Origin of the sequence: Acinetobacter lwoffii (genome assembly GCF_015602705.1) — a bacterium.
Lineage (GTDB): Bacteria > Pseudomonadota > Gammaproteobacteria > Pseudomonadales > Moraxellaceae > Acinetobacter > Acinetobacter lwoffii_E.
In genome coordinates, this window is the sequence record NZ_CP059081.1 from 1,872,112 (window position 1) to 1,896,158 (window position 24,047).

Sequence of the window (24,047 nt, forward strand, 5' to 3'; positions counted from 1 at the left end):
ATATAAAAATACGGTAAACTTAGCGCAGTTTTTTATTTATCTTTTTTGGTCTCTCTATTATATGAATACCTCTCCACGTTTAAGCAATTATTGGGTCACCTGTGCCGATGGTCTGGAAACCTTATTAGAAGAAGAAATACAAGGCTTAGGTGTTCAGAATATTGAGCGTTTTCCAGGCCGTTTAACCTTTAAAGGTACACTGGAAAATGCTTATCGTATCTGCATGTGGTCACGTCTGGCTTCACGTGTCTTGATGCCGATCCACACGCATGAAATTGAATTTTCTCATGATGCCCGTGATGTGGCAGAAGAACTCTATGAAGGGGCTCTCAGCTTTGACTGGTCGCTGATTTTTGCACCACAAAGTACCTTTGCGATTCGTTTGCATGTCGAACGTGATATCAAGGTCAATACCCAGTTTGCGACTTTACGTGCCAAAGATGGTGTCGTAGATTCCTTTATGGAAGCCGTAGGCAAACGTCCAAGCATTGATACCAAACAGCCTGAAATTACCATGTATATTCTGGCAGGCAAGAAAGAACATACTTACTGCCTGGACCTGTCTGGCGACTCTTTGCATAAACGCGGTTATCGCCGCTTTATGACTGACGCCCCAATCAAGGAAAACCTGGCCGCTGCGATTCTGCAAAAAGGTGGTTTAAAAGCGTTAAATCCGGACATCATTGTCGATCCAATGTGTGGTTCAGGTACCTTTATTATTGAATCCCTAATGATTTTGACCGACCGTGCACCGGGTCTGGTCCGTCGTTTCGGTTTTAATGGCTGGAATGGCCATGACCATGAACTGTGGATGAGCATCAAGGCCGAAGCTGCTGAACGTCATCAAGCGGCAATGGAAAATCCATTACCACAATTCTATGCCTTCGATGCGGACTGGGAAGCGGTTAAAGCCACCAGACAAAATATTATCGCGGCGGGTTTTGAAGCTGCTCTCGACAATATCATGATCGAAGAACGGACTTTAAATGACTGGCCTGATTTCCATGCAGAAGGCAAGAAAGTATTCTTCGTGACCAACCCGCCATATGGCGAACGTCTCGGCGATAAAGCGCAAAACCGTTCTTTATACCTGGGTTTATCGGCTTTATTGCAAAAGAATTTCCCGAATCAAAAAGCGGCTGTGATTGCCTCCCAAGTGGAACAGGCCGATGTGCTGGCGTTCAATGATCCGCAAATCCTGCGTTTGATGAATGGTAAATTGCCGATCTATATCCGCTTCGGTACGGTTAAACCGGCCGCAGTGGTACGTCCATTCCTAGAAAGCTGGCAGCCTCAGCAGTTTGAACCGATTGAAGGTGCGATGGAGTTTGCCAACCGTCTGACCAAAAATATGCAAGCTCTAAAAAAATGGGCAGTCAAGGAACAGATCCATTGTTTACGTCTCTATGATGCAGATTTACCTGATTTTAACGTCGCAGTAGATCTGTATGGCGAGCGTTTGCATGTACAAGAATATGCGCCACCTAAAACTATTGATCCGGAAAAAGCCAAAAAACGTTTCAACCTGGCCTTACAGGCCATTCGTGCCGTGACCGGTTTGGGCCGTGATGCGATCTTTATCAAGACCCGTGCACGTCAGGAAGGTAAAAACCAGTACACCAAACAAAGTACAGCATCCAAGCGTTTTATCGTTCAGGAAGGTCAAGCCAAGATTCTGGTCAACCTGACCGATTATCTGGATACCGGTCTGTTTCTGGATCACCGTCAAATGCGTTTACGTATTGCACGTGAAGCAAAAGGCAAACACTTCCTGAACCTGTACAGCTATACCTCAACGGCAAGTTTACATGCTGCTTTGGGTGGTGCTGCAAGTACAACCAGCGTCGATCTGTCGAATACTTATTTGAACTGGTCTAAAGAAAATTTTGTTCTGAACGGCTTAACCGTGGATCATGCGGATGAACAGCATCAGTTCTTTGCCTCTGACTGTTTCGAATGGCTAAAAGAAGGTCATGAGCAATATGAGCTGATCTTTATCGACCCACCAACCTTCTCAAACTCGAAGAAATTCTACGGGACCTTTGACGTACAGCGCGACCATTTGTCCCTGTTAAAACGTGCGATGAACCGCTTAACCACTGATGGTACCTTGTATTTCTCAAATAACTATCGTGGTTTTGAGATGGATGAAGAAATTCTGGCCTTCTTTGATGTTGAAGAAATTACCCAGGAAACCATTGGACCTGACTTCAAGCGGAATCAAAAGATTCACCGTGCCTGGAAAATCCGTCATCCGCAAGTGTAATTTGATGATGAATTAACTGTCTTTATCACGATTGATATCTTCTTTATTTTCCCTGAGCTGAGTTTTAAGCCATGCTTTAAAGCTCGCCGCAACAAGAATACAAAAGTGTTGCAATGCTCGAAGTTAACAATAAGATTAAAAAAAACCCAGCCTAGGCTGGGTTTTTTGTTGCAAGGAGAAGTGGTTTAGTTAAGTTTCATTTTTTCAAAGATTAACTCACCTGCTTCAGCTTTCACCAGAATGGTATCGCCCGGCTGGAACTCTCCGCCCAGGATTTTCTGCGCCAGACCATTTTCAATACGCTGCTGGATTGCACGTTTCAGGGGGCGCGCACCATACAGTGGATCAAAGCCAGCATCGATTAACTGATCGAAAGCACTGTCATCTACCGACAAGCGCATATCACGTTCTGCCAGACGTTGACGTAAACGGTTCAACTGGATATCGGCAATACCGCGAATCTGGTCTTTTTCCAGCGCATGGAACACTACCAGTTCATCAATACGGTTAATAAATTCTGGACGGAAATGTTCCGATACCGCATTCATCACCACCGTACGGACTTCTTCTTTTGTGGCATTACCGCCCAATTCACGTACATCCTGCGAACCCAGGTTCGAAGTCATGACGATCACAGAGTTTTTAAAGTCCACTACCCGGCCTTGCGAGTCAGTTAAACGGCCATCATCCAGTACCTGTAGCAAGATGTTAAATACGTCCGGATGCGCTTTTTCGACTTCATCAAACAAGATCACACTATACGGTTTACGACGTACGGCTTCAGTAAGCACCCCACCTTCTTCATAACCGACATAGCCCGGAGGCGCACCAACCAAACGGCTGACCGAATGTTTTTCCATAAATTCTGACATATCGATACGCACCATGGCATCGTCGCTGTCAAACAGGAAATTCGCCAAGGCTTTGGTCAATTCTGTTTTACCGACACCCGTTGGCCCCAGGAACAGGAATGACCCACTTGGACGGTTCGGATCTGACAGACCGGCACGTGAACGGCGTACTGCATTGGATACCGCCACCACGGCTTCATCTTGCCCTACTACACGGTTATGCAGGAATTCTTCCATATGTAGCAATTTGTCACGCTCGCCTTGCAGCATTTTCGCAACCGGAATACCGGTCGCAGCACTCACTACTTCAGCAATTTCATTGTCGGTGACTTTGTTACGCAGCAATTTTGGCGTTGCGCTTTCATCGGCTTTTTCAGCCAGTTCAAGCTGCTTTTGCAACTCTGGTATCACGCCATATTGCAAACGCGCGGCCTCGCCCAGATCACCTTCACGTTGCGCTTTTTCAAGTGCTGTACGTGCCTGATCCAGTTTGATCTGTACGTCTTTATTGCCTTCGACCAGCGCTTTATCTGCACGCCAGACTTCTTCCAGGTCATGATACTCTTTTTCAACTGTGGCGATCTGATCGGACAAGTATTGAATCTCAGCTTTGGCACCTGAGTCTTCATCTTTTTTCACCGCTTCCAGCTGCATTTTTAACTGAATCAGACGGCGTTCCAGTTTATCCAGTGCTTCTGGTTTAGAATCGAGTTCCATTTTGATGCGCGATGCTGCTTCATCAATCAGGTCAATAGCTTTATCCGGCAACTGACGGTCGGTGATATAACGATGTGACATTTTCGCCGCCGCAATAATCGCGGAATCCAGAATCTGTACCCCGTGATGGGTGGCATAGCGATCTTTCAGACCACGCAGAATCGCAATGGTATCTTCCACGCTTGGCTCATCGACCAGTACTTTCTGGAAACGACGTTCCAGCGCTGCATCTTTTTCAATATACTGACGATATTCATCCAGTGTGGTCGCACCGACACAGCGCAGCTCGCCACGGGCCAACGCAGGTTTCAGCATGTTACCGGCATCCATCGCGCCATCACCTTTACCGGCACCCACCAGCGTATGCAACTCGTCGATAAACAGGATGATTTCACCTTCGTGTTTGGCAATATCTTTCAGAACCGCTTTTAAGCGCTCTTCAAACTCACCACGGTATTTGGCGCCAGCCAGCAAAGAACCTAGATCTAGAGATAAAACACGCTTCCCTTTGAGTCCTTCAGGCACTTCACCATTAATAATCCGCTGCGCCAGACCTTCGACAATCGCCGTTTTACCGACCCCTGGCTCACCGATAAGTACCGGGTTATTTTTGGTACGGCGTGACAAGACCTGAATAGTACGACGGATTTCATCATCACGGCCAATCACAGGATCAAGCTTGCCTGCCAACGCACGTTCAGTTAAATCAATGGTGTACTTATTCAGTGAATCACGCTGATCTTCATAATTGTTGCTCATGACTTTTTCATCGCCTCGGATTTGATTAATCAGCTGTTTCAGTAGATCTGCTTTTACGCCGACACTACTGAGTATTTTTTGCGTAGATCCTGTTTCAGCCAGTGCTAAAATCAACCAATCAACACTAACGAATTCATCTCCGGCTTTTTGTGCATAACTCTCCGTTAATGTCAGTACTTTATAAGCTTCAGGATTTACATTAATGTCCGCTGACGGATTTGATAATTTTGCCGCATCATTGAGGGCTTGTTGTAGCTTCGTTTGCAGCTCAACTAAATTTGCACCTGCTTGCTGTAATAAGCTTGCATAAGAAGCTTCTTTTAAAACTGCATGGAGAAGATGAATCGGTTCAATTGCGGTATGGTCTTTGCTCATAGCGAAGACTTGTGCATCTGAAAGGATCTGCTGCAGGCGATTGGTAAATTTTTCAAAACGCATTCTTGTTATTCCTCACAACAAATGTTCTACTTGATGGATATATGGGTGCACTTGATAAAATTTCAAATCATTTTTATATATTTTTCAAAAACTTAATATAAACATTTAGACAGTTTTTAATAATAATATTGGTGTAATCAAATCATATTTCAAGTGAGGTTAGAAGAATTTTTAAGGTGAAGATAAACAATTCATATTTTATTTAATTTACTCTGCTATTTTTCAGCTTAGTAGAGAATAGAGAGATATTTTTAGTACGGTTGCAACCTTCCTAGTAATCGCAATACTTCACTCAAACCATGTTCTGTTTGCATCAAGGATCTTGGCGTTTGATGATTCAAAAGCTTGTTAGGTGAATTGATAAAATGGCGCATCCAGCTCAAGTCTCCACCATGCAAGCTAAATAACTTTTGATAGATATTTACTAAAGCTATAGCTTTTTCGCCTGCTGTAGTATCTGGTTCTAATTCTTTTTCATTTATAACCAGAGATAATTCCGCCTCAGATAAACCCAGAATCAATGCAAGTTCGAATTCTTTCAGTTGCAACTGCTCAGCTAAGTTGAATACTGCTATAGCTAATACTTGGGATTTAGAAATACCTGTTTCACTATTCATTTTTATCAAATCATCTTGATGCGTCTTATTTCGATTATGCTGCTTTTATTGTTTTCCGGCCATGTTGTTTATCATCAAATTTAATTTCTCATAAAATTAAAACACCCTCGCTTGGAGGGTGCTTTAAAATAACAACACCATGATTATGGTGCCGGATTCGGCTGTTGACGGTGAATATCTTCAATACCTTTCAGTACTTCTTCAGACAGGTCGACTTCAAAAGCCTGAATATTTTCTTTGAGCTGATCCAGATTGGTCGCACCGATAATGGTACTGGTCACAAAGAACTGCTGCTTGATAAAGGCCAAAGCCAATTGGGTAAGACTTAAGCCATGCTGTTCTGCCAGCTGGGCATATTGCTCGGTTGCCCATTCACTTTGCGGATTGCTATAACGGCTAAAGCGGGAGAACAGTGTTACACGCGCATTGGCAGGACGTGCACCATGCCGGAATTTACCGGTCAGATAACCAAATGCCAAAGGTGAATACGCCAACAAGCCCACACCTTCATAATGGGCAATTTCTGACATGCCGATTTCATAAGTACGGTTCAGCAGGTTATATGGGTTTTGTACACTGACAAATTTGGACAAACCTAATTTCTCTGCGAGGTGCAGAAATTTCATCGTGCCCCACGGGGTTTCATTGGAAAGACCAATATAACGGATACGGCCTTTTTTAATTTCATCCTGCAAGGCAGTCAGGGTTTCTTCCAGATCCGTTACGGCACGGTCTTCTGCCGCTTCAGCATTGCCATAACCCAACATGCCAAAGAAATTGGTGGGGCGTTGTGGCCAGTGTAACTGATACAGGTCGATATAATCCGTTTGCAGGCGTGACAATGACTGGTCTATTGCTGCTGAAATTTCATCGGCAACAAAACGGGTTTTACCATCCCGGATATGACTACCACCTTGCGATGGTCCGGCAATTTTTGAGGCTAAAAAAAGTTTGTCACGGCCACCACGGGCAGCGATCCAGTTTCCAATCATGCGCTCGGTGGCGCCCTGCGTTTCAGGTTTTGGCGGTACCGGGTACATTTCCGCAGTATCCCAGAAATACAGTCCCTGATCTAAGGCATAATCCAGTTGCTGAAAAGCCTGTTCTTGCGTGTTCTGCTCACCAAAGGTCATGGTGCCCAAACAAATTTCTGGCAAAAGAATGCCGGTATCCGCCAACGGTCTGAATTGCATAAAAACATCCTGTGAATTTTATTCAGTGAATTGAGATTAAGTGGGCTATAACCTATCGGAATTATAAGGGAGACTTAAATCATCTTTTCTGAGAAGCTTGTTCTAAATTTTTATGTATTGAGTAATGACGCATAAAAAAAGCAAATCCGAAGATTTGCTTTTTAATATCTGGATTATTCGTCTATGGCACCATCTGCCACTGCTTCAGATGCTTCTTCTAATGAAGCATCAAAGATCAGGATGGCTTTACCATCGGTTTCGATCATGCCCTGCTCTTCCAGGGTTTTTAGTACACGTCCGACCATTTCGCGGGAACAGCCAACAATGCGACCAATTTCCTGACGGGTAATACGAATCTGACGGCCATTCGGCAAAATCATCGCTTCTGGCTGTGAAGACAGGTCGATCAGACAACGTGCAATCCGGCCTGAAACATCAATAAATGCCAGATCAGTAACTTTACGTGTGGTATTTTTCAAACGACGTACTAATTGAGCAAATACCGCATAGCTCAGATCAGGATATTGCTTGCTGATTTCGTGAAAGTTTTCATAGGTAATTTCGGCAATTTCACACACATCACGCGTACGAACTTCCGCAGTACGTTGTGGATTAACCTCGAATAGACCCATTTCCCCAAAGAAGTCACCCGCATTTAAATAAGCCACGACAATTTCACGATCATCATCTTCACGAAGAATGATAGATACAGACCCCTTCAGAATTAAATATAAAGATTTAGATTCTGATCCTGCATCAATGATCGTGGTACGTTTTGGATAACGATTAATATATGCACGTTTTAACAGTGCTTTCACGGATTCTGGTAATTGCCCCGGAGAAAGCGCATCAGTGCTTAATTGTGAAAAGTTTGAAGTCATGCTAACAGTTCCGATTATGGATAATTTATAGATCGCACAAGACCTAATGTGAACTTGTCACACAGTGGGATTGAAATTCCGTATCAACCCAATTTATGTTAGTGTACAGTTACTTGACAAATTTATAGCTTTTTTTAGGTAGTTTCAATGCAAACAAGCGTTCATTGGTTAGAGAATGTTGCTTTTAAAGCAAAAACTCAAAGTGGTCATACTATTATCATGGATGGTTCAGCTGAATACGGTGGTGAAAACCGTGGTCCTCGTCCAATGGAGCTACTTTTAACTGGTCTGGGCGGCTGTGCGTCTTTTGATATTGTTACCATTTTAAAGAAGGCTCGTCAGGATATTACCGATGTACGCTGCGAATTAAAGGCTGAACGTGCAGATACAATTCCGGCAGTATTCACGAAAATTCACTTGCATTTTGTAGTGACCGGCAAAGCGATTAAAGAGAAACAGGTCGCAAAAGCCGTAGAACTTTCTGCTGAAAAATATTGCTCTGCCAGCAAAATGCTGTCTGATGGCGGTGTTGAAATCACCCATGATTATGAAATAATCGAAGCAGAATAAAATCTAGATTCTGTAAAAAAGCGGCTGGAAAAGCTGCTTTTTTTGTATCAGAAAATTGCCTTTTCTCAGAACCGCTGAACTGAATACTGATTGCCATCTTCAAAGCTCAAGATATTTTCTGGAAATCTTAAGGCGCCGAGTCGATGTCTGAACGCGACACCCTGTTGACGATCGAGATAGCGTTTACCCACTGAATAATCCACACAAAATACGTTTTGTTGCTGTCCATACCATTGCAGTGCATCGATCGATTTGAGTAAACCGGTTTTTTCTTCAGTAGATTTAAAGTTCCGCCAATAATGTCCAGTAATGACTGGAATTTGGTCGGTATAGCTGTCCCACCATGGCACGCGGTCGATCATCCGCCACCTTCCACCGGCATAAATCGGTTCTAAGGCGATTTTTTCCGCACCAGAAGTAATGACCCGAATCGGATTGTGCATTTGCTCACGTAGCTCTTTTTCTGCGAGATGTTGCAATAAAGGTAAAGTTGCAGCCGGGTCTTTGAACTGGTGTTGGTAGCGTTGCTGCTCTATCTGGATGAATTCATTAATACCTAAGGCTTGCAGATCCAGCGCTGTATGTTGAACGAAATCAGCATAGGCTTCGCCAAGCGAAGTAAAACCAGAATTGCGTAATTGATCAATTGATCCTTGATGCCAACAGGCATGCACAACACGCAGCTGCTCCGACTCCAAGGCCAACGGTAAGCTATTTAAAAAATCCAGAATCCATTGTCGATCTTTGATTGAGGCTTGGATCGAATCAAAAGGTTTCAGATCATCCTGATGCGGTGAACCAAAAAACCAGCCATTGCCTTCCCGCAAAGTATCGGTCAATAGGTTCAATTCATGATTACCCATCACACATTGTGCATAGCCTTCATCTACCAGCTGTTTGACGCGTTTGATCACCGCAACACTGTCTTGCCCCCGGTCACATAGATCACCGACAAAAATTAGTTTGCGCTGTTCTGGATGATGACCATTCCGGTCATAACCTAATACCTGGATCAGTTGTTCCAGCGCGGCAATCTCACCATGAATATCCCCTACGATATCCACGGGACCAGTGAAAGCCTGCTGTATAAATGAGTACTTCATTTATGCATCCTGAATTAAGTCTAAAACAGAATATATCCCTAATAAGTATCCTTTAAATTTATGAAGATATGAATACAGAATGAATCATCATTTAAATAATTTAACCCGAATCACGGATAAGAAATTGACTTGAAAAATAAGAGGACTAGAGCCATCAGTTGAGTTACCAAACCAAACTCACAAGTCTAGTCCTGATGTTCAATAGTACCGATTCTGCTTAATTGATGATTTCTTTCTTAAATTTGAAGCAACTTATTGGAAGTTCCTCAAACAAAGTCATCATTCTCTAAGAATCAGAAATGCTCAGCTCACAATTTCAGAAATCTGCTTTATCACCATTTGGTACAAATGTTCTCATTTCAATAATTTCAAAGCCTTTTTTACATGGCTAAAGCTGGATAAAAGCTTTTTATTTAAGCACTTGCCTTGCTACCAACGCATGATTCATTTGATCAATAGGCATGAATTAGCACTACATGCCCTGTATGTAGCTTTGATGAAAGGCAAAGATAAACAATACTTATAGATTGATTCAACAACGCTACCTGTTTGTAAAAATCAACGTATTCAATGCCATAAATCATTAGCCCAAATCGCATCACGTGGCAAAAGTTCTATGGGTTGGTTTTATGGCTGTAAATTACATATCGTGATGAACCAATTTGGTGAAATTAGTTGTTCTGCTTTATCGAATGGACATGTTGCTGACATAAAAATGGTTGAGCAATTGGTTGATGGTTTTGCATCGCTTCAAACAGTTCATTTACGCTGACTTCCTGAATCCGGCTTTTTGCATTCTGGATCAATTGCTCTGCAGTTTTCATCATTTTCATTCTTCCTCGGCCATTAAAATTATATTTTGTATAAACGATGCTCAGGTAGATTGAAAGCGTTTGAGTTTAAATTTCCAACTGGCTATTTAGCCCATGAGCGCTGAATAGATTAAATACATCGCTACCCCAACCACGGTAGTGGCAAATATTTTCTGTACCTTGTTACTGTCAATCCGCTGCATCAGACTGCGTCCAATTAATATCCCCGCAATACAGGCCAGAACAAAAGTCAGCGTAACCGAAACAGGATATTGAAAGCCATCCAGCACGTGTGCAGAAATACTCACCCCACCAATCAGAAAAATAATCATCAGGGAAGTCGCAACGATACTGCGCATATCAAGGTCGGTGAATTTATGCAGGGCTGGAACAATGACAAAACCACCCCCACCCCCAACAGACCGGTTAATAAACCTGCCACGACACCAATACCTGCTAGGAACGAAGCAGTTTTGACATTCCAGATCAGGCGACCGGTGGTTTGATTGACCTTGCACGGTGCATTGCCATGATCGGTCACTTTATTAAAGAAGATCCGGTAAGCCACAATCAGCATCACCAGACTGAAAGCCAGCGTTAGCCAGACCGGAGAAACGATATCAGCCAGATGTACGCCATAACGGGCTGAAGGAATACTGATCAGCGCGATCCAGAGCGCAGCACGATAACGCACAATACGCTTGAACAAACCCTCGAACGTTCCGACCAAGGCGGACAGCGTGACTGCAAGCAATCCCACCGGCGCAGCTTGGGCCACGGTCCAACCCTGACTCGCCATCAGTGCCGGTACAGCCAGAATACCGCCACCGGCACCAGTCAAACCCAATAGCACTCCGATAAACCAGCCCTTCAAGTATTAATGCCCACATCGCCCTCTCCCTTATCCACAAAAGTGATTCAATAAAGGTTGAACTTTTTGTTGAATCACGACACAAGCTTATTTGAAGTAGTTAAGAGGAAGCTTGAGGTAAGAAACACCATTTTCTTCTGGCTCAGGAAACTGCCCTGCTTTCATATTGATCTGTATCGAAGGTAAAATCAGTTTAGGCATACTCAGTCCTGAATCCCGCTGGTTGCGCATCTGAGCAAATTCAGTTTTACTGATTCCCTGATGAATATGAATATTCTGTGTCTTTTGTGTCTGTATATCAGATTCACACACATAGGATTCACGTGTTTCAGGCAAATAGTCATGACATAAAAAAACCCGGGTATCTTCTGGCAACTGAAACAGGCTTTGTACCGAATCATAAAGCTGTTCTGCACTGCCACGCGGAAAGTCACAACGTGCTGTACCATAATCTGGCATAAACAGGGTATCACCCACAAAAACCGCATCACCGATGACATAACTCAGGCAAGCAGGCGTATGTCCCGGTGTTGGAATGTTATAGGCTTTCAATGTTCCGATTTGGAACGACTCATGATCTTCAAATAAATAATCAAAGAGCTGCTGGGCATTCCATTGTTTAATATCCAGATGATAAATCGCACCAAAGGTTTCCTGTACAATGCCAATTTTCTGGCTCATGGCAATTTTGCCACTTAACTCAGCTTTGAGATATTGTGCAGCAGTCAGATGATCAGCATGTACATGGGTTTCGAGAATCCACTCAACCGTTAAATCCTGCTCTTTAATATAGGCAATAATTTTATCGGCATGAATAGTTGATGTACTTGCTGATGCCGGATCATAATCCAGAACGCTATCAATAATGGCGCAGGCTTTGGTCGCAGGATCACGTACAACATAACTGAAGGTATTGGTATCTTCGTGAAAAAAATCTTTTACTATAGGTAAGTTTGACATCGTTAAGCTCCTGACCATTTACGGTGAATCCATACACCCACCAGCATTGCTACAATAAAATAGAGCACTTGATAGTGGCCCAAACCGATCAAGGTAAAACTTGGTGCCGGACAGATGCCGGCAATGCCCCAACCTGCACCAAATAAAACCGCACCCGTAATCAGCTTCTTATTTATCTGATTATTTTTAGGTAAATCAATAGGTTCATTAAATACTGTTTTCGGTTGTGCCGTACGTAATACTTTCTGGAAAGGAATAAAGGCCACCGCAATCGCGCCCATCATGACAAAGGCCAGACTGGCATCCCAGTCACCAAACAGATCCAAGAAATCGAGTACTTTTTCCGGATTGGACATACCCGATACCATCAACCCCACAGAGAACAGTGCACCAAATAAAAAGGCAAACAGATTTTTCATTTTAGAATGCTCCTGTGATATGACGGATAATATAAACAGCGACAAAACCTGCAAACATGAAAGTCATGGTCGCGATGAAAGAACGTTTAGACATGCGACTGATGCCACAAATTCCGTGACCACTGGTACAGCCCGAACCTAAGCGCGTCCCAAAACCCACCAGCAGACCTGCCACAATCATCATCAGTGGGCTGGCATTCAATTCGATTTCAGGTTGTACAAACAGACCATAAATAAACGGTGTGAGAATCAAGCCTGATAAAAACCAGATTGCAGGTGTTTTAAACATGGTTTTTGAGTTTAATACCTGCCCAATCAAACCACTGATTCCTGCAATACGGCCATTGACGTAAAGATAACCAACTACGGAAAGCCCGAGCATTAAGCCGCCAATAAATGCGATGAGGAAGTCATGCATGATGAATTAATCCCTACATAATATACTTTTTTATATTATATAATGAAAAATATTAATCAAGCAGTTTTATGGTAAATTATGTAAACTGCACGGGCTACATCAAAAGTTGTGAGGACATTTATGGATATGATTGCTGAAAATGCCAAAATTGATTTTTCTCAAGTCGATTTCGTCAGCCAATGCCTGAAAGTTTTGGCCAATCCTGATCGCCTGAAAATCTTATGTGTCCTGGTGGATGGGGAAATGAATGTTCAGGAAATTGAAGAATCTACGGATATTCATCAACCTACACTTTCACAACAACTGACTGTACTGCGTAAGGCCGACATGGTCAGCACCCGACGTGAGGGTAAACAGATTTTCTATCGTCTGAGTGATCCCAAGGTCTTGAGCCTAATGCAAAAGCTGTACGAGCTGTATTGCGCTTAGCCCTCCTTCTTAGTGCAGCCAAAAAGAAATGATCAGAAGCAGCCCGCTAAAAGCAGTAAACAGGTTTAGCCATACGGGGTGCTGGGTATAATAACCTTCAATAAATTCCGGCGGTCCCAGTGATGTCCATCCCCCTCGATATTGCAGGATTGAGGCGATATTCACCAACATGTAAAACACAATCACCGCAATCCCCATCCACTGTGCATAGGCTATTTTTTATGCATAACGTTCATGATCGACTAATTACAATAGCCGGTTGGATTTTTCAATCACAAAACCAAATGCAATTAATGTCAGACCATTCCGGTTTCATGCCAGAGTGGTTCATTCCAAAGCAAACAATACCCGTGGATGATCCAAAGTGGACATATCTCATCCGATCTTATTGTTCAAAAATTTCTTTGACGTCCATCGCCAGGCCTTGAGTAGATTTAAATTCACCCTGGTTATTTTTCCAGGCCATCGACGGTGTGGAGAAAAAGCCGTATTTCCCCATTAGGGCCTGGTTGGCATCAATTTTTGCAGCAATTTCTGCAGGAATCTTTGCCATTTTCTTGAGCTGCTTTTTGCCTTTATTCTTGTTTATATCATTAAAAGCTGCTGCTGGATTTTTCGACATTAACAATGTTGCCACCTGACCACGGCTTTCTTCACGGATCACACCGACCTGAATATGACGCAGCTGTACCTTGCCTGATTCGACCCAAGGCCGAGCCGCCTGCCAGAATTTATAGCAATATGGACAATTCGGATCGGAAAAGACATAGACCACACGTGGTGCATCTGGCTTGCCATCTTGGATCCAGGTCGATTTTTCCAGGGTTTTCCAGACATCGTCCAATACCGCTTTTTTCATATGCTTTTCAATCTGCTCATTGGACAGGCTTTTCCCTTGTGCGTCAAACAGTTCGCCCTTGATATAATATTTGTCATCGTGGGAGATAAATACCGTATTGGAGTACTGGTCTTCATGCCCTACCCAGCCGGTCATTCCTTGCGGTGCCGGAATCTGTTTTACAAACACAAAACCCTGTTTTTCAATATGCTGTTTAATATTTGCCTGCGTATGCATGCTCATGATCAGGAACATGCCTGCACCAAGCACCCGGTAAATTTTGTTCATACTAAGTCCTTCCGTTTTTTTAAGGTTGATCTGAAATTCTGTTTAAATATTGCTGCAACATGGCCGGACTGAGTTCCCCCATATGCCGCTCGACCAGCTGGCCTTGAGCATTAAAAAACAGCGTCGTTGGCAGGCCAAAACTATTCATCTGCTGTGGCAGTTCACCATATGGGTCCAGCAGGACATGTTTAAATTGAAACTGATGTTTTCTTAAATAGGCATTTACGGTGGCTACCTCCTCACCCTGATTCAGCATGACAAAATTCACTTGAGGATATTGCTTGGCTGCTTTGGCCAACACCGGCATTTCGCGATGACACGGCGGACACCAGCTCGCCCACAAATTAATTACCGTGGGCTGGCCAACGAATTGGCTGAGTGGAATCTTGTCTGTACCCAGACGCTCCTGTTCTAGTCCAGCAAAGGCTAGATCAGGAAACGCTGCTTCAGTTTTTAGACTGGATTTGAACGCGAGTCCAAGCCCGATCCAGAGTACCAATATGAGCAACAAGATGGCTTTGAATCGGGTCTGCAGCTGTCTGTTTCGAATGACATACCACAAAGTACCAATCAGCACCCCGCCCCATAAATGAAAACCTTTGTCCTGGATTTTCAGTATGTCGATGGGTGCTGCAAAATACAGCTCGGCATTGAGCAGAACGAAAACAAGACGTGCACCCAGCATCCCTAGCAAAAAACTGCTCCAGAGCAAATCCTGACTTTGTCCAAGCAGCTGTTTAGACCATGAATACTTTCTGGCTAATCCAAACAGGAGGGCAGATAACAGCATCAAGCCAGTGGCAACAATAATAAGTGTCCAGGGCAACATCAAAGGTCCCAGATGCAGCGCATCACTGGAAATCATCATGGTTGCTCCCCTTGTAGTTGCTGCAATGTGCCTAGTAAATGTGCCGCACTAAAGCTTCCGGTCAAGCGCAACTCACGCTGCTCCTGATGCGCTGCATTTAAAAATATGAAAGTGGGTGGACCGAGGATTTGCCATTCTTTTAGCAGCTCATCCTGACTTGGATGATAGTGGGTCAGGTCTAATTTGATACGAACCACATTTTGTAAAGCCGCCTGGACATCACTACGTGGAATCACTTCCTTTTCAATCGGTTGACAGGCCACACACCAGTCTGCATAGACATCAATCACCACCGGCTGTGCAGGATGTTTGGCTAAAACCTGTTGTAATTTTGCGGCTGTACTGACCTTCTGCCATTCAAGCCGTGATTCTACATGGGCCACCTGTACCTGACTCCAGACATGATAGAGCTGTATGCCTCCTGCATAGACCAGTAAACCACTGAGCAGCATCAGGACTATTTTCGATACAGACCGATGCACATGGGGCAGCATCTTGAACAAGAAGTAGCCTGAACAGGTGATCAGTACCACCCCCAAAAGGCTCAGGTATAAAATGCCGGGCAATAGGGGCCGGGCGAAATACAAGGCCAGAGCCAGCATGACAAAACCAAAACTGAACTTCAGGCGATCCATCCAGATGCCAGGTTTGGGTAAAAGATGGGACCCAAATACGGCAGCAATAAATAGCGGCAAGCCCAGCCCAAGGCCTAAGACAAACAGATAACTGGCGCCCAGTATCGGCTGATTGAGCTGAGACACATAGATTAAGGCACCGGCCAACGGTGCACTCATACATGGCCCTACAATCAGTGCGGCGATCATCCCCATGAAACCAGCACCAATCAGCGTGCCGCCCTTCTGCTTTTGCTGCCATTGATCCAGCCGCTGTAACATTCCTTGGGGTAAGGACAGCTGAAATGTTCCAAACAGATTGAGCGCGAACAAAACAAACAGAATGCTAAAAATACTGATGAATACGGGACTTTGAAACCAGCGCTGAAAACTGTAACCGAGCTGTGCCACAGCAAGTCCCATGATCGCATACACCAGTGCCATACCGAAAACAAAGACCAGTGCAATCAGTGCAGCACGGTAGCCCCGGTGCTGCTGGACCAGAATTCCCGTTAAAATTGGAATTAAAGGTAAAGAACACGGTAAAAATGCCAGCAGAATGCCAAGCCCGAGAAAAATCAGTGCATTAATTAACAGACCTTGTTCCGACAGCAAACTTAAAAAATACTGGTCATTGTTCCACTGGCTATTCATGCCTGCTGACGAAGTTTGATTTTTAGGGTCTGCAATGAGCTGGTCGTTTTTCTCTGCTAATCCCGTCTCAGGCTGCACCACAGGGTCGGAAACTGCAGCGACTTGCACTTTCTCCACCTTTTCTTCAGTCAGTGCTTGATCTGCACTTGGAATTTTCCCTATAGCCTCTAGTTTATCTTTCTGGGCGGTCAGAATCTTGTCATTTGCTTCTGGCTGTGCAGTGCTGGCCAGCAGTTTTGGTGTTTTGCTCAGGTTTTGCGCTGGAAATAAACCATCTGCATCAGTTTTTACTGTGGTGCGTTGCACCGGATAACATAAACCGCTTTCTGCACAGCCCTGCCATTGCACCACAAATTGCTGGTTGGGCTGGACATTCAGATTGGTTTTGACTTGCCCATAATGGACCTGGGTCAAACCGAAATTGGGGTCGTCTTTGTCTTCGGGTTTGGGCAGTGCCAACTTGACTGGGGTCTGCTGATGAGACACTTTAAGCTGGTCATGATACAGGTAATAACCCTCTGCGATTTTCCAGCTAAGCTCTGCCTGATCCTGGCTTGTAGAAACCACCTGAAACTGAAATGCCTGATCCGGTGGTAAAAAGTCTGCATGTACAGTTCCCGTCATGATTCCACCGCCGATCACGGCACCCAATATCCACTTCAACATCCAGCTGATCTCCTCCTGTTAGGACTGCATTATTGAAAAACTAAAATTAAGACAACATTAACAGCCCAAATCATTTATAAAATAATGGCAGTTTGATCAGGATGTTCTATGTTTATTGTATTGGTTGAGGATGATCCCTATATCGCACAGAGCATTTGTGCTGCTCTGAACTATCTGAATATTTCAGTGGAGCATGTCAGTCACGCACGTGCTGCAGATTATTTTATCCGGCATAGTGCAGTCGATTTGTGTTTACTGGATTTAGGCCTGCCCGATCAGGATGGCCTGGACTTGCTGCACAGCTGGCGACGCGACCAGATTGATCTCCCGGTACTGGTATTGACGGCACGGCTACGGACCGATCAGTGTGTTCAGGCCCTGAATGCTGGTGCCGATGACTACCTGACCAAACCCTTTGAATTGGAGGAACTGATTGCCCGGATTCATGCCCTCACCCGTCGCCACCGCGGCTTTGCCTCCAATACCCTGCAATTTGATGAACTGGTTCTGAATCGGGATACCCAGACTGTGATCTATCAAGACCAGACCGTGAATTTATCTCGCCGTGAATTCAGCCTGCTGGAAACCCTGATGAGCCACCCCAACCAGATCCTGAAAAATGAACAGCTTATTGACAAGCTCTATGGTTTTCAGGACTCTATAGAGAGCAATGCCCTGAATGTACACATTTATCACCTGAGACAAAAACTGCATCCAGATTTAATTCAGACCATTCGTGGTGTGGGATATATTTTCAAACCGTTTGAGCAGCGTCATGTTTAGTCACAGCTTGAAATGGCGTTTGGTCATGAGTCTTTTGGCCGTGTTTATTGTGCTGTGGAGTGCAGTATTTTCATGGCTGTATATTGACCTGAAACAGCGTTTACAAGACACACTGGATCAACGCTTATCGGCATCTGCACAAATGGTTGCCCGGCTGATTCAGCAGTTACCGCTGGATAGTCTAGGGGATGCAACCTTATCCAAATTAGCCAAGAATGATGATGCAAACCAGTTAATTGCCTGTGAAGTTTCTCTTTTTAGCTCTGACATCTCGTTAGGTAATCAGGTGATTGCCAAAACACGCGGTGCCCCCCAAAATTTAAGCCAGCGACCAGAAGGATTCAGCACCTGGCAGCAGGGTGATACGGAATGGCGCAGTTATGTTCTGCGTCGTGGCGATATTCAGGTGGTGGCAGCAGAACGTATGTTCTTGAGGGATACCTTACTACAGCAGATTCTGCAGTCCGTACTGATTCCCTTGGTCTTCTCACTGCTGATCTGTATTGCCCTGATCATCTTTATTATCCGCAGACAGTTCCGGTCTTTGGATCAGCTCAGTCAATACCTGAACCAGAAAAACCTTAGCTATTCAGAGGTGGCAGATTTTTTAATGCAGCTCAAGCCTGCAAGTATTCCCCAAGAAGTACAGCCTTTTGTCAACAATTCCACGCAGTTGATTCAAAAACTCAATGACAGTCTGCAACAGGAGAAAGCCTTTAGTGCCTATGCTGCACATGAATTACGCAGTCCCCTGACTGCAATTAAAACCCATGTACAACTGGCCCAGCTGATCGGTCAGCAGCAGCACCTGCCTGAATCCATTCAGCATAATTTGCAGCAGGCCAATGAGAGTATCCGGCGTTATACGCTGTTACTCGAGCAGCTTTTATTGCTGACCCAATCAGAAAACAGTATCCAGGCAATGCCTGAGGCCATCTGGCTTCGCCCCACACTTGAGAAAGTTCTTGCAGACTTAGGTACACGCTATCCAGAAATGAACAAAAAAATACAAGTAAACTGGGACAACTTGGGCGAAATTCAGCTGCCTGAATTTGTGCTGTATACCGTACTGAAAAATCTGCTTGAAAATGCCCTGCTGCATGCACAGGCTGCCCATATCTGGATTTCCATGCAGTCTGGTTGCCTAGTGATTGAAGATGATGGACAGCAACTGACAGCACAGGATATCCAACATTTAGGACAACGCTTCTGGCGCAAATCTGCTCAGCAGCACGGCCATGGTTTAGGACTGGCATTGACCGCTAACCTGTTAAAACAGTATGGCTATCAGCTCTCTTTCAATGCCCGACAGCCCTATGGGCTTCGCATTGAAATCAATTCAATACAATCGAAAACCCTAGAGATTTTTTGAAATAAAAATTCTTACTTTTCAACATCCAATAAAGATATCACCAATTCAAATCACTTCCTTTGTTTATACAAATAACTTTTTCTTCAACAAAAACCTTCTCTGTATTCTCAAGTTTATGATCAGGCGATCACAACGCACTTTTAATTTTTAGCATAGAAACAGGTATAAAAATAATAAGACCCCTCTATGAAAACAAAAATGCCAGAGAAAAAAGATCACTTGATGCAACTAGGCCTGTCACCAATTAGCTTAAAAAAATCTAATCTGTCCTCATTATTTTTTCATGACTAAACGCTATGCATTAAGAGATGATCAGTGGGAACAGATTAAGGATCTGTTGCCCGGACGAGCAAGTACTGTTTGAGTAACTGCCAAAGACAACAGGGTATTTGTTGAAGCAGTATTGTATCGGTATCGTTCAAGTATTCCGTAGTGAGATTTACCAGAATGCTTTGGGGATTTTAGAGTCGTGCACACTCGCTTTAGCCCTAAAAATCCAGGATAATCACCACCCCACAGTTCTGATTAATTTTTTAAAAATTTCCTTTCGATGGCCGGGCTTGCGCTAAACTCAAAGCATCTTATCGCACCGTAATGCACTGTTATGGAATTCAAGGCCTGGTATAAGCTTCGCAGATTTATTTATGACAATTTGCATAATGAAGAACACGAAAGCATCTTAAGTGGCGTCATCAATATATTTCTGATTATATTGATTATTGGGAATACTGCTGCCGTTTTACTTGAATCAATCAATGACCTCTATCAATCCTATCAGCTGCTGTTTGATGCCTTTGAATTATTCTCGATCTTTATTTTTACCCTGGAATATTTATTAAGATTTTGGGCCATTGCGGAAAAAGACCCTTTTGAAGGTGCATGGAAAAACCGATGGTTATGGATCCGTAGTGGCGGTGCCATCATTGACCTGTTGGCGATTCTCCCGGCCTATATTAACTTCTTTGTGCATCTCGATTTACGCTTCCTGCGAATCCTTCGATTATTCAGATTACTCAAATTAACCCGTTATTTCGTCTCCCTGCAGATTTTATTGCGGGTGATCAAGCGCGAAAAGGGCTCATTTCAGGCGGTTATTTTTATCCTGCTGATCATGATCATCATCGCGGCGGCTGGAGTATATGTGGTTGAAAATAAGGCTCAACCAGAAGTCTTTAGCTCCATCCCTGCATCCATGTGGTGGGCAGTGGTGACACTGACCACGGTCGGCTATGGCGATGTGACACCAATCACCCCCTTAGGCCGCTTTCTAGGGGCTTTAATTACTATTTTAGGGGTGGGTCTGGCAGCGCTTCCTGCGGGTATTCTGGCAAATGGTCTGGCCAATGAGCTGAGACAGCGCAAGCACAAACTGGAATTAAGATTTCGTGAACTGCTCGATGATGCAGAAATTGACTTAATTGAAGATCAAGAAAAAATTGAAATTTTACGTAAAGAAGTCGGACTGAGCAAAGAACAAATGCAGGATATCCTGTTAGAACTTATTCATGAGCGTAAGAAAGAACAACTCGAGCAGGAAAAAAACAAATATTTCTTCTGTCCACATTGTGGGCATAAGTTACCTGATTAAATTCGAACGTCAATGCAAGCGTATCATCACGAGCATCAGACCATCGGGTATGACGCTCGTTGCAGACAGATACTATTCACTCAATCCACTCGACTGAATCAGGATCAAATCCTCTCAGGCCAAAAATGCAGCGATGTCTTCCGCTACTGCCCGAGCTGTCCGGGAAACCCCGACCAGCGTGGCCGAAGCAGCACCGGTCCATTCTCCATAGCCCACCAGCCATAAATTTGGTACCTGAACAGAGCGGCCATTCTGAACCGCAATGGTCTGGTCCGGCTGGATAATTCCGAGGCTGCTGAGGTGATTCAGCGCCGCCTTAAATCCTGTACACCAGATCACCACATCCACATGCGCTGTGCTGCCATCTTCCCAAATCACGCCATGTTCTGTAAAAGCTGAAAATGGACGCCTGCTCTGCAAAATGCCTCGCTCACGTGCATCTTTAACTGAATCAATCATGACAATATCACCCAACCCCCCAATGGGCTGCTCAATCTTTCTACCTTCCTGCTGGGCTTTCAGGCGCTCAGTCGCCCTTAAGAACAGGACACGGCCATCGACATCATCTGCCAGAAACTGCGGCGGTGTCTGGGTGATCCAAAGCGTTTCGGCCACCTGAGATACTTCTGCCAAGATTTGTGCACCAGAGTTACCGCCACCCACCACCATGACTTTCTTGTTTTTAAATAACTCAGCATTTTTATAATCTGCGGAATGCAGTTGTACGCCCTGAAAATGCTCACGGCCGGCATACTCGGGAATAAATGGTTGGCTCCATGTCCCTGTAGCGCTTACCACCGCTTTGGCTTTCCAGGATTGTTCCCCGGCATAAACCTCTAAATACTGGCCCTTACTTTCCACGCGTTCCACACGCACCGGACGAACTACAGGAAAGTGATAGCGCTGCTCATAGGCGGTCAAATAATCGATCACCTCATTGCGGGTCGGATAGGTCTGTTCGGTCGCCGGCATCATCCAGCCTGACAGCGAACTCCAGCTATTCGGGGAGAAAAGGCGCAAGGACTCCCAGGCATGCTGCCAGGCACCTCCAGGCTGAGGCTGATCATCTAGGATGATAAACGGACTGTTCTTACGCTTTAAGAAATAAGCCGTGGACAAACCGGCCTGTCCACCACCGATGATGATCACATCAACTTCAGCTTGTAATTGAGCCAAAATATTTCCCCCCTTCTTTATTGTCATCAAATAAAAACCCAGCCTGCTTATCAGACTGGGCGTATTTCATAAAATTTTCAAGCGTTTAAATTAGCCTTCCATTGCTCAAGATACTTTTCAGTCTCTCTGATCACCTAGAATTTATAAACTACGCTGATTTACCCGTTTGGAAAGCTCTTCAGCCGATTCCTTGCGTTCCGAATAACGGTTGGTCAAATAAGCACTTTGCCCACGGGTTAGTAAAGTAAACTTATACAGTTCTTCCATCACATCGACAATCCGGTCATAGAATGCTGATGGCTTCATTCGTCCATCTTCTTCAAATTCCAGGAATGCTTTTGGAATTGAAGACTGATTTGGAATCGTGATCATCCGCATCCAACGCCCCAAAACACGCATCTGGTTCAGACTATTAAAGGACTGTGATCCCCCACTGACTTGCATCAAGGCAAGGGTTTTTCCCTGAGTGGCACGAATTGCACCCCCTGCCAGAGGAATCCAGTCAATCTGGGATTTAAAGATGGAACTCATAGAACCATGGCGTTCCGGTGAACACCACACCATACCTTCAGCCCATGCCAGAAGCTCATGCAGTTCTTTTACTTTTGGATGTTCAGTATCAGCATCTTCCGGTAAAGGCAGTCCTTTGGGATGGAAGATTTTTACTTCAGCCCCAAAGTACTCAAGAATTCGACCGGCTTCAAGAACTGCAAGGCGACTGTAAGAACGTTCCCGATTAGACCCATAGAGCAGCAAAATCCGAGGAGGATGAGCTAGTTCTTTGGCTTGAACTTTTTCAAAGGTGGGTTGTTCAATAAGATTTAGATCTACGTTAGGCAGGTTCATCGTATCAAGCCTCTTTAAAATATTTCTTTCTTAGCCACAGTGAAACACTCACTAAAGCAATTAACACAGGTACTTCAACCAATGGTCCAATAATCGTGGTAAAAGCAACCGGCGAAGCAATACCAAAAGTTGCAATGGCGACTGCAAGTGATAATTCAAAATTATTTCCAGCCGCAGTAAATGAGATTGCAGCAGTTTTTGGATAATCGTTGCCCATCCATTTACTCATAAAGAAGCTAATAAAGAACATGGCCACAAAGTAAATGATTAAAGGAATCGCAATGCGTAAAACTTCCAGTGGAAGACTCACAACATCACCCCCTTTTAAGCTAAACATCGCCAAAATCGTAAACAGCAAAGCCATTAAACTCAGCGGGCTGATTTTTGGAATGAACTTGGTTTGATACCATTCCACGCCTTTTTGTTTCACCAAAATTAAGCGCGTTAAGAAACCCAATAAGAACGGAATTCCAAGATAAACCAGAACAGCATGGGTAATGGTCCAAAAGCTAACATTGATCACTTGAGCTTCAATACCAAAATATGGCGGAAGGAAGGTCAGGAATAACCAGGCGTAGGTACTGAAGAATAAAATCTGGAAAATACTGTTAAACGCCACCAATGCTGCAACATATTGGTTATCACCACAGGCCAGGCCATTCCACACCAATACCATGGCGATACATCGAGCTAAACCAATCAGGATCACGCCTGTCATATACTCTGGATAGCTATGCAAAAAAATCACAGCCAACGCAAACATCAGTACCGGAGCAATCAACCAGTTTTGAATTAAAGATAGCGTCAGGGTCTTTTTATCCTTAAACACTTGTGGCAAGGTCGCATAATCCACTTTTGCCAGGGGTGGATACATCATCAGAATCAGACCAATCGCGATTGGAATATTGACTGAATTAATACTGAATTGATCCAGAGCAACCGATGCTTGAGGAAAAAAGTTTCCTATGGCGATGCCTAACGCCATGGCAATAAAAATCCAGAGCGTCAGGTTGCGATCTAAAAAGGACATGCGTTTTTCAGACATGTGAC

The 24,047-nt window shown here is 44.2% G+C and carries 20 protein-coding genes and 4 pseudogenes; 8 read left to right on the forward strand and 16 right to left on the reverse strand.

Going from position 1 to position 24,047, the window contains the following annotated elements; genetic code table 11:
- The first annotated feature begins 61 nt into the window (after nt 1-61).
- Nucleotides 62-2,266, forward strand: a complete 2,205-nt coding sequence (gene rlmKL / locus H0S56_RS09040) for a bifunctional 23S rRNA (guanine(2069)-N(7))-methyltransferase RlmK/23S rRNA (guanine(2445)-N(2))-methyltransferase RlmL (protein WP_004280136.1) — start codon at nt 62-64, stop codon at nt 2,264-2,266.
- Nucleotides 2,267-2,451: 185 nt separating this feature from the next.
- Here the strand turns inward: rlmKL and clpB are convergent, their stop codons facing one another.
- From clpB to crp, 4 genes are all read right to left on the reverse strand, one after another.
- Nucleotides 2,452-5,031: an ATP-dependent chaperone ClpB gene (gene clpB, locus H0S56_RS09045; RefSeq protein WP_004646581.1), complete on the reverse strand. Its 2,580-nt coding sequence runs from the start codon at nt 5,029-5,031 to the stop codon at nt 2,452-2,454.
- Between the two features lie 251 nt (nt 5,032-5,282).
- Nucleotides 5,283-5,648: an antitoxin Xre/MbcA/ParS toxin-binding domain-containing protein gene (locus tag H0S56_RS09050; RefSeq protein WP_004646580.1), complete on the reverse strand. Its 366-nt coding sequence runs from the start codon at nt 5,646-5,648 to the stop codon at nt 5,283-5,285.
- 143 nt (nt 5,649-5,791) lie between these two features.
- Nucleotides 5,792-6,841 (reverse strand): NADP(H)-dependent aldo-keto reductase, encoded by a 1,050-nt coding sequence (locus H0S56_RS09055; RefSeq protein ID WP_191112402.1) that lies wholly within the window; start codon nt 6,839-6,841, stop codon nt 5,792-5,794.
- 173 nt (nt 6,842-7,014) lie between these two features.
- Nucleotides 7,015-7,722: a cAMP-activated global transcriptional regulator CRP gene (gene crp / locus H0S56_RS09060; protein WP_004280141.1), complete on the reverse strand. Its 708-nt coding sequence runs from the start codon at nt 7,720-7,722 to the stop codon at nt 7,015-7,017.
- Between the two features lie 147 nt (nt 7,723-7,869).
- On the opposite strand from crp, the gene H0S56_RS09065 reads away from it, so the two are divergent.
- Complete coding sequence (locus H0S56_RS09065) at nt 7,870-8,292, forward strand: OsmC family protein (RefSeq protein WP_121979955.1); 423 nt, start codon at nt 7,870-7,872, stop codon at nt 8,290-8,292.
- Between the two features lie 65 nt (nt 8,293-8,357).
- Here H0S56_RS09065 and H0S56_RS09070 read toward each other — a convergent pair whose 3' ends face one another.
- Nucleotides 8,358-9,395: a metallophosphoesterase gene (locus tag H0S56_RS09070; protein WP_005262073.1), complete on the reverse strand. Its 1,038-nt coding sequence runs from the start codon at nt 9,393-9,395 to the stop codon at nt 8,358-8,360.
- Between the two features lie 220 nt (nt 9,396-9,615).
- Between H0S56_RS09070 and H0S56_RS09075 the strand changes: the two are divergent.
- Nucleotides 9,616-10,146: pseudogene (locus H0S56_RS09075) on the forward strand (IS982 family transposase); the annotation flags it as partial.
- 168 nt (nt 10,147-10,314) lie between these two features.
- Here the strand turns inward: H0S56_RS09075 and H0S56_RS09085 are convergent.
- From H0S56_RS09085 to H0S56_RS09100, 4 genes and pseudogenes are all read right to left on the reverse strand, one after another.
- Nucleotides 10,315-11,097 (reverse strand): annotated as a pseudogene (locus H0S56_RS09085) (sulfite exporter TauE/SafE family protein).
- A gap of 68 nt (nt 11,098-11,165) precedes the next feature.
- Entirely contained in the window at nt 11,166-12,038 is an 873-nt protein-coding gene (locus H0S56_RS09090) for an MBL fold metallo-hydrolase (RefSeq protein WP_195724885.1), read from the reverse strand.
- A gap of 2 nt (nt 12,039-12,040) precedes the next feature.
- Entirely contained in the window at nt 12,041-12,457 is a 417-nt protein-coding gene (locus H0S56_RS09095; RefSeq protein ID WP_005400071.1) for a DUF6691 family protein, read from the reverse strand.
- 1 nt (nt 12,458) lies between these two features.
- Nucleotides 12,459-12,875: a YeeE/YedE family protein gene (locus H0S56_RS09100; protein WP_005400072.1), complete on the reverse strand. Its 417-nt coding sequence runs from the start codon at nt 12,873-12,875 to the stop codon at nt 12,459-12,461.
- 120 nt (nt 12,876-12,995) lie between these two features.
- On the opposite strand from H0S56_RS09100, the gene H0S56_RS09105 reads away from it, so the two are divergent.
- Complete coding sequence (locus H0S56_RS09105) at nt 12,996-13,304, forward strand: ArsR/SmtB family transcription factor (RefSeq protein WP_005251415.1); 309 nt, start codon at nt 12,996-12,998, stop codon at nt 13,302-13,304.
- Nucleotides 13,305-13,313: 9 nt separating this feature from the next.
- On the opposite strand, the pseudogene H0S56_RS14480 reads toward H0S56_RS09105, so the two are convergent.
- The 4 genes and pseudogenes from H0S56_RS14480 to dsbD form a co-directional block, all read right to left on the reverse strand.
- Nucleotides 13,314-13,625, reverse strand: a pseudogene (locus tag H0S56_RS14480) (YidH family protein).
- Nucleotides 13,626-13,689: 64 nt separating this feature from the next.
- Entirely contained in the window at nt 13,690-14,430 is a 741-nt protein-coding gene (gene dsbG / locus H0S56_RS09110; protein ID WP_195724886.1) for a thiol:disulfide interchange protein DsbG, read from the reverse strand.
- Nucleotides 14,431-14,449: 19 nt separating this feature from the next.
- Nucleotides 14,450-15,298, reverse strand: coding sequence for a TlpA disulfide reductase family protein (locus tag H0S56_RS09115; protein WP_195724887.1), 849 nt, complete (start codon nt 15,296-15,298; stop codon nt 14,450-14,452).
- A complete protein-coding gene (gene dsbD / locus H0S56_RS09120; RefSeq protein ID WP_195724888.1) occupies nt 15,295-17,232 on the reverse strand; it encodes a protein-disulfide reductase DsbD in 1,938 nt (645 codons plus the stop codon). The genes H0S56_RS09115 and dsbD overlap by 4 nt, the downstream gene beginning before the upstream one ends.
- Nucleotides 17,233-17,340: 108 nt before the next feature.
- Between dsbD and H0S56_RS09125 the strand changes: the two genes are divergently transcribed.
- The 4 genes and pseudogenes from H0S56_RS09125 to H0S56_RS09140 all read left to right on the forward strand — a co-directional run bounded on the left by H0S56_RS09125 (nt 17,341) and on the right by H0S56_RS09140 (nt 20,975).
- Nucleotides 17,341-18,015 carry a response regulator gene (locus H0S56_RS09125; RefSeq protein ID WP_184104100.1) on the forward strand — a complete coding sequence of 225 codons (675 nt, stop codon included), beginning with the start codon at nt 17,341-17,343 and terminating at the stop codon, nt 18,013-18,015.
- Nucleotides 18,008-19,387 carry a sensor histidine kinase gene (locus tag H0S56_RS09130; RefSeq protein ID WP_004730032.1) on the forward strand — a complete coding sequence of 460 codons (1,380 nt, stop codon included), beginning with the start codon at nt 18,008-18,010 and terminating at the stop codon, nt 19,385-19,387. The genes H0S56_RS09125 and H0S56_RS09130 overlap by 8 nt, the downstream gene beginning before the upstream one ends.
- A gap of 283 nt (nt 19,388-19,670) precedes the next feature.
- Nucleotides 19,671-19,817 (forward strand): annotated as a pseudogene (locus H0S56_RS14515) (IS5/IS1182 family transposase); the annotation flags it as partial.
- Between the two features lie 174 nt (nt 19,818-19,991).
- Complete coding sequence (locus H0S56_RS09140) at nt 19,992-20,975, forward strand: potassium channel family protein (protein WP_195724889.1); 984 nt, start codon at nt 19,992-19,994, stop codon at nt 20,973-20,975.
- A 114-nt stretch (nt 20,976-21,089) separates the two neighbouring features.
- Here the strand turns inward: H0S56_RS09140 and H0S56_RS09145 are convergent, their stop codons facing one another.
- From H0S56_RS09145 to arsB, 3 genes are all read right to left on the reverse strand, one after another.
- The gene (locus H0S56_RS09145; RefSeq protein ID WP_195724890.1) at nt 21,090-22,151 is read right to left on the reverse strand and encodes an ArsO family NAD(P)H-dependent flavin-containing monooxygenase; all 1,062 of its coding nucleotides are present in this window, start codon (nt 22,149-22,151) and stop codon (nt 21,090-21,092) included.
- Nucleotides 22,152-22,292: 141 nt separating this feature from the next.
- A complete protein-coding gene (gene arsH, locus H0S56_RS09150; protein ID WP_005262099.1) occupies nt 22,293-22,997 on the reverse strand; it encodes an arsenical resistance protein ArsH in 705 nt (234 codons plus the stop codon).
- A gap of 4 nt (nt 22,998-23,001) precedes the next feature.
- Nucleotides 23,002-24,042, reverse strand: a complete 1,041-nt coding sequence (gene arsB / locus H0S56_RS09155) for an ACR3 family arsenite efflux transporter (RefSeq protein WP_004730035.1) — start codon at nt 24,040-24,042, stop codon at nt 23,002-23,004.
- Nucleotides 24,043-24,047 lie beyond the last annotated feature (5 nt).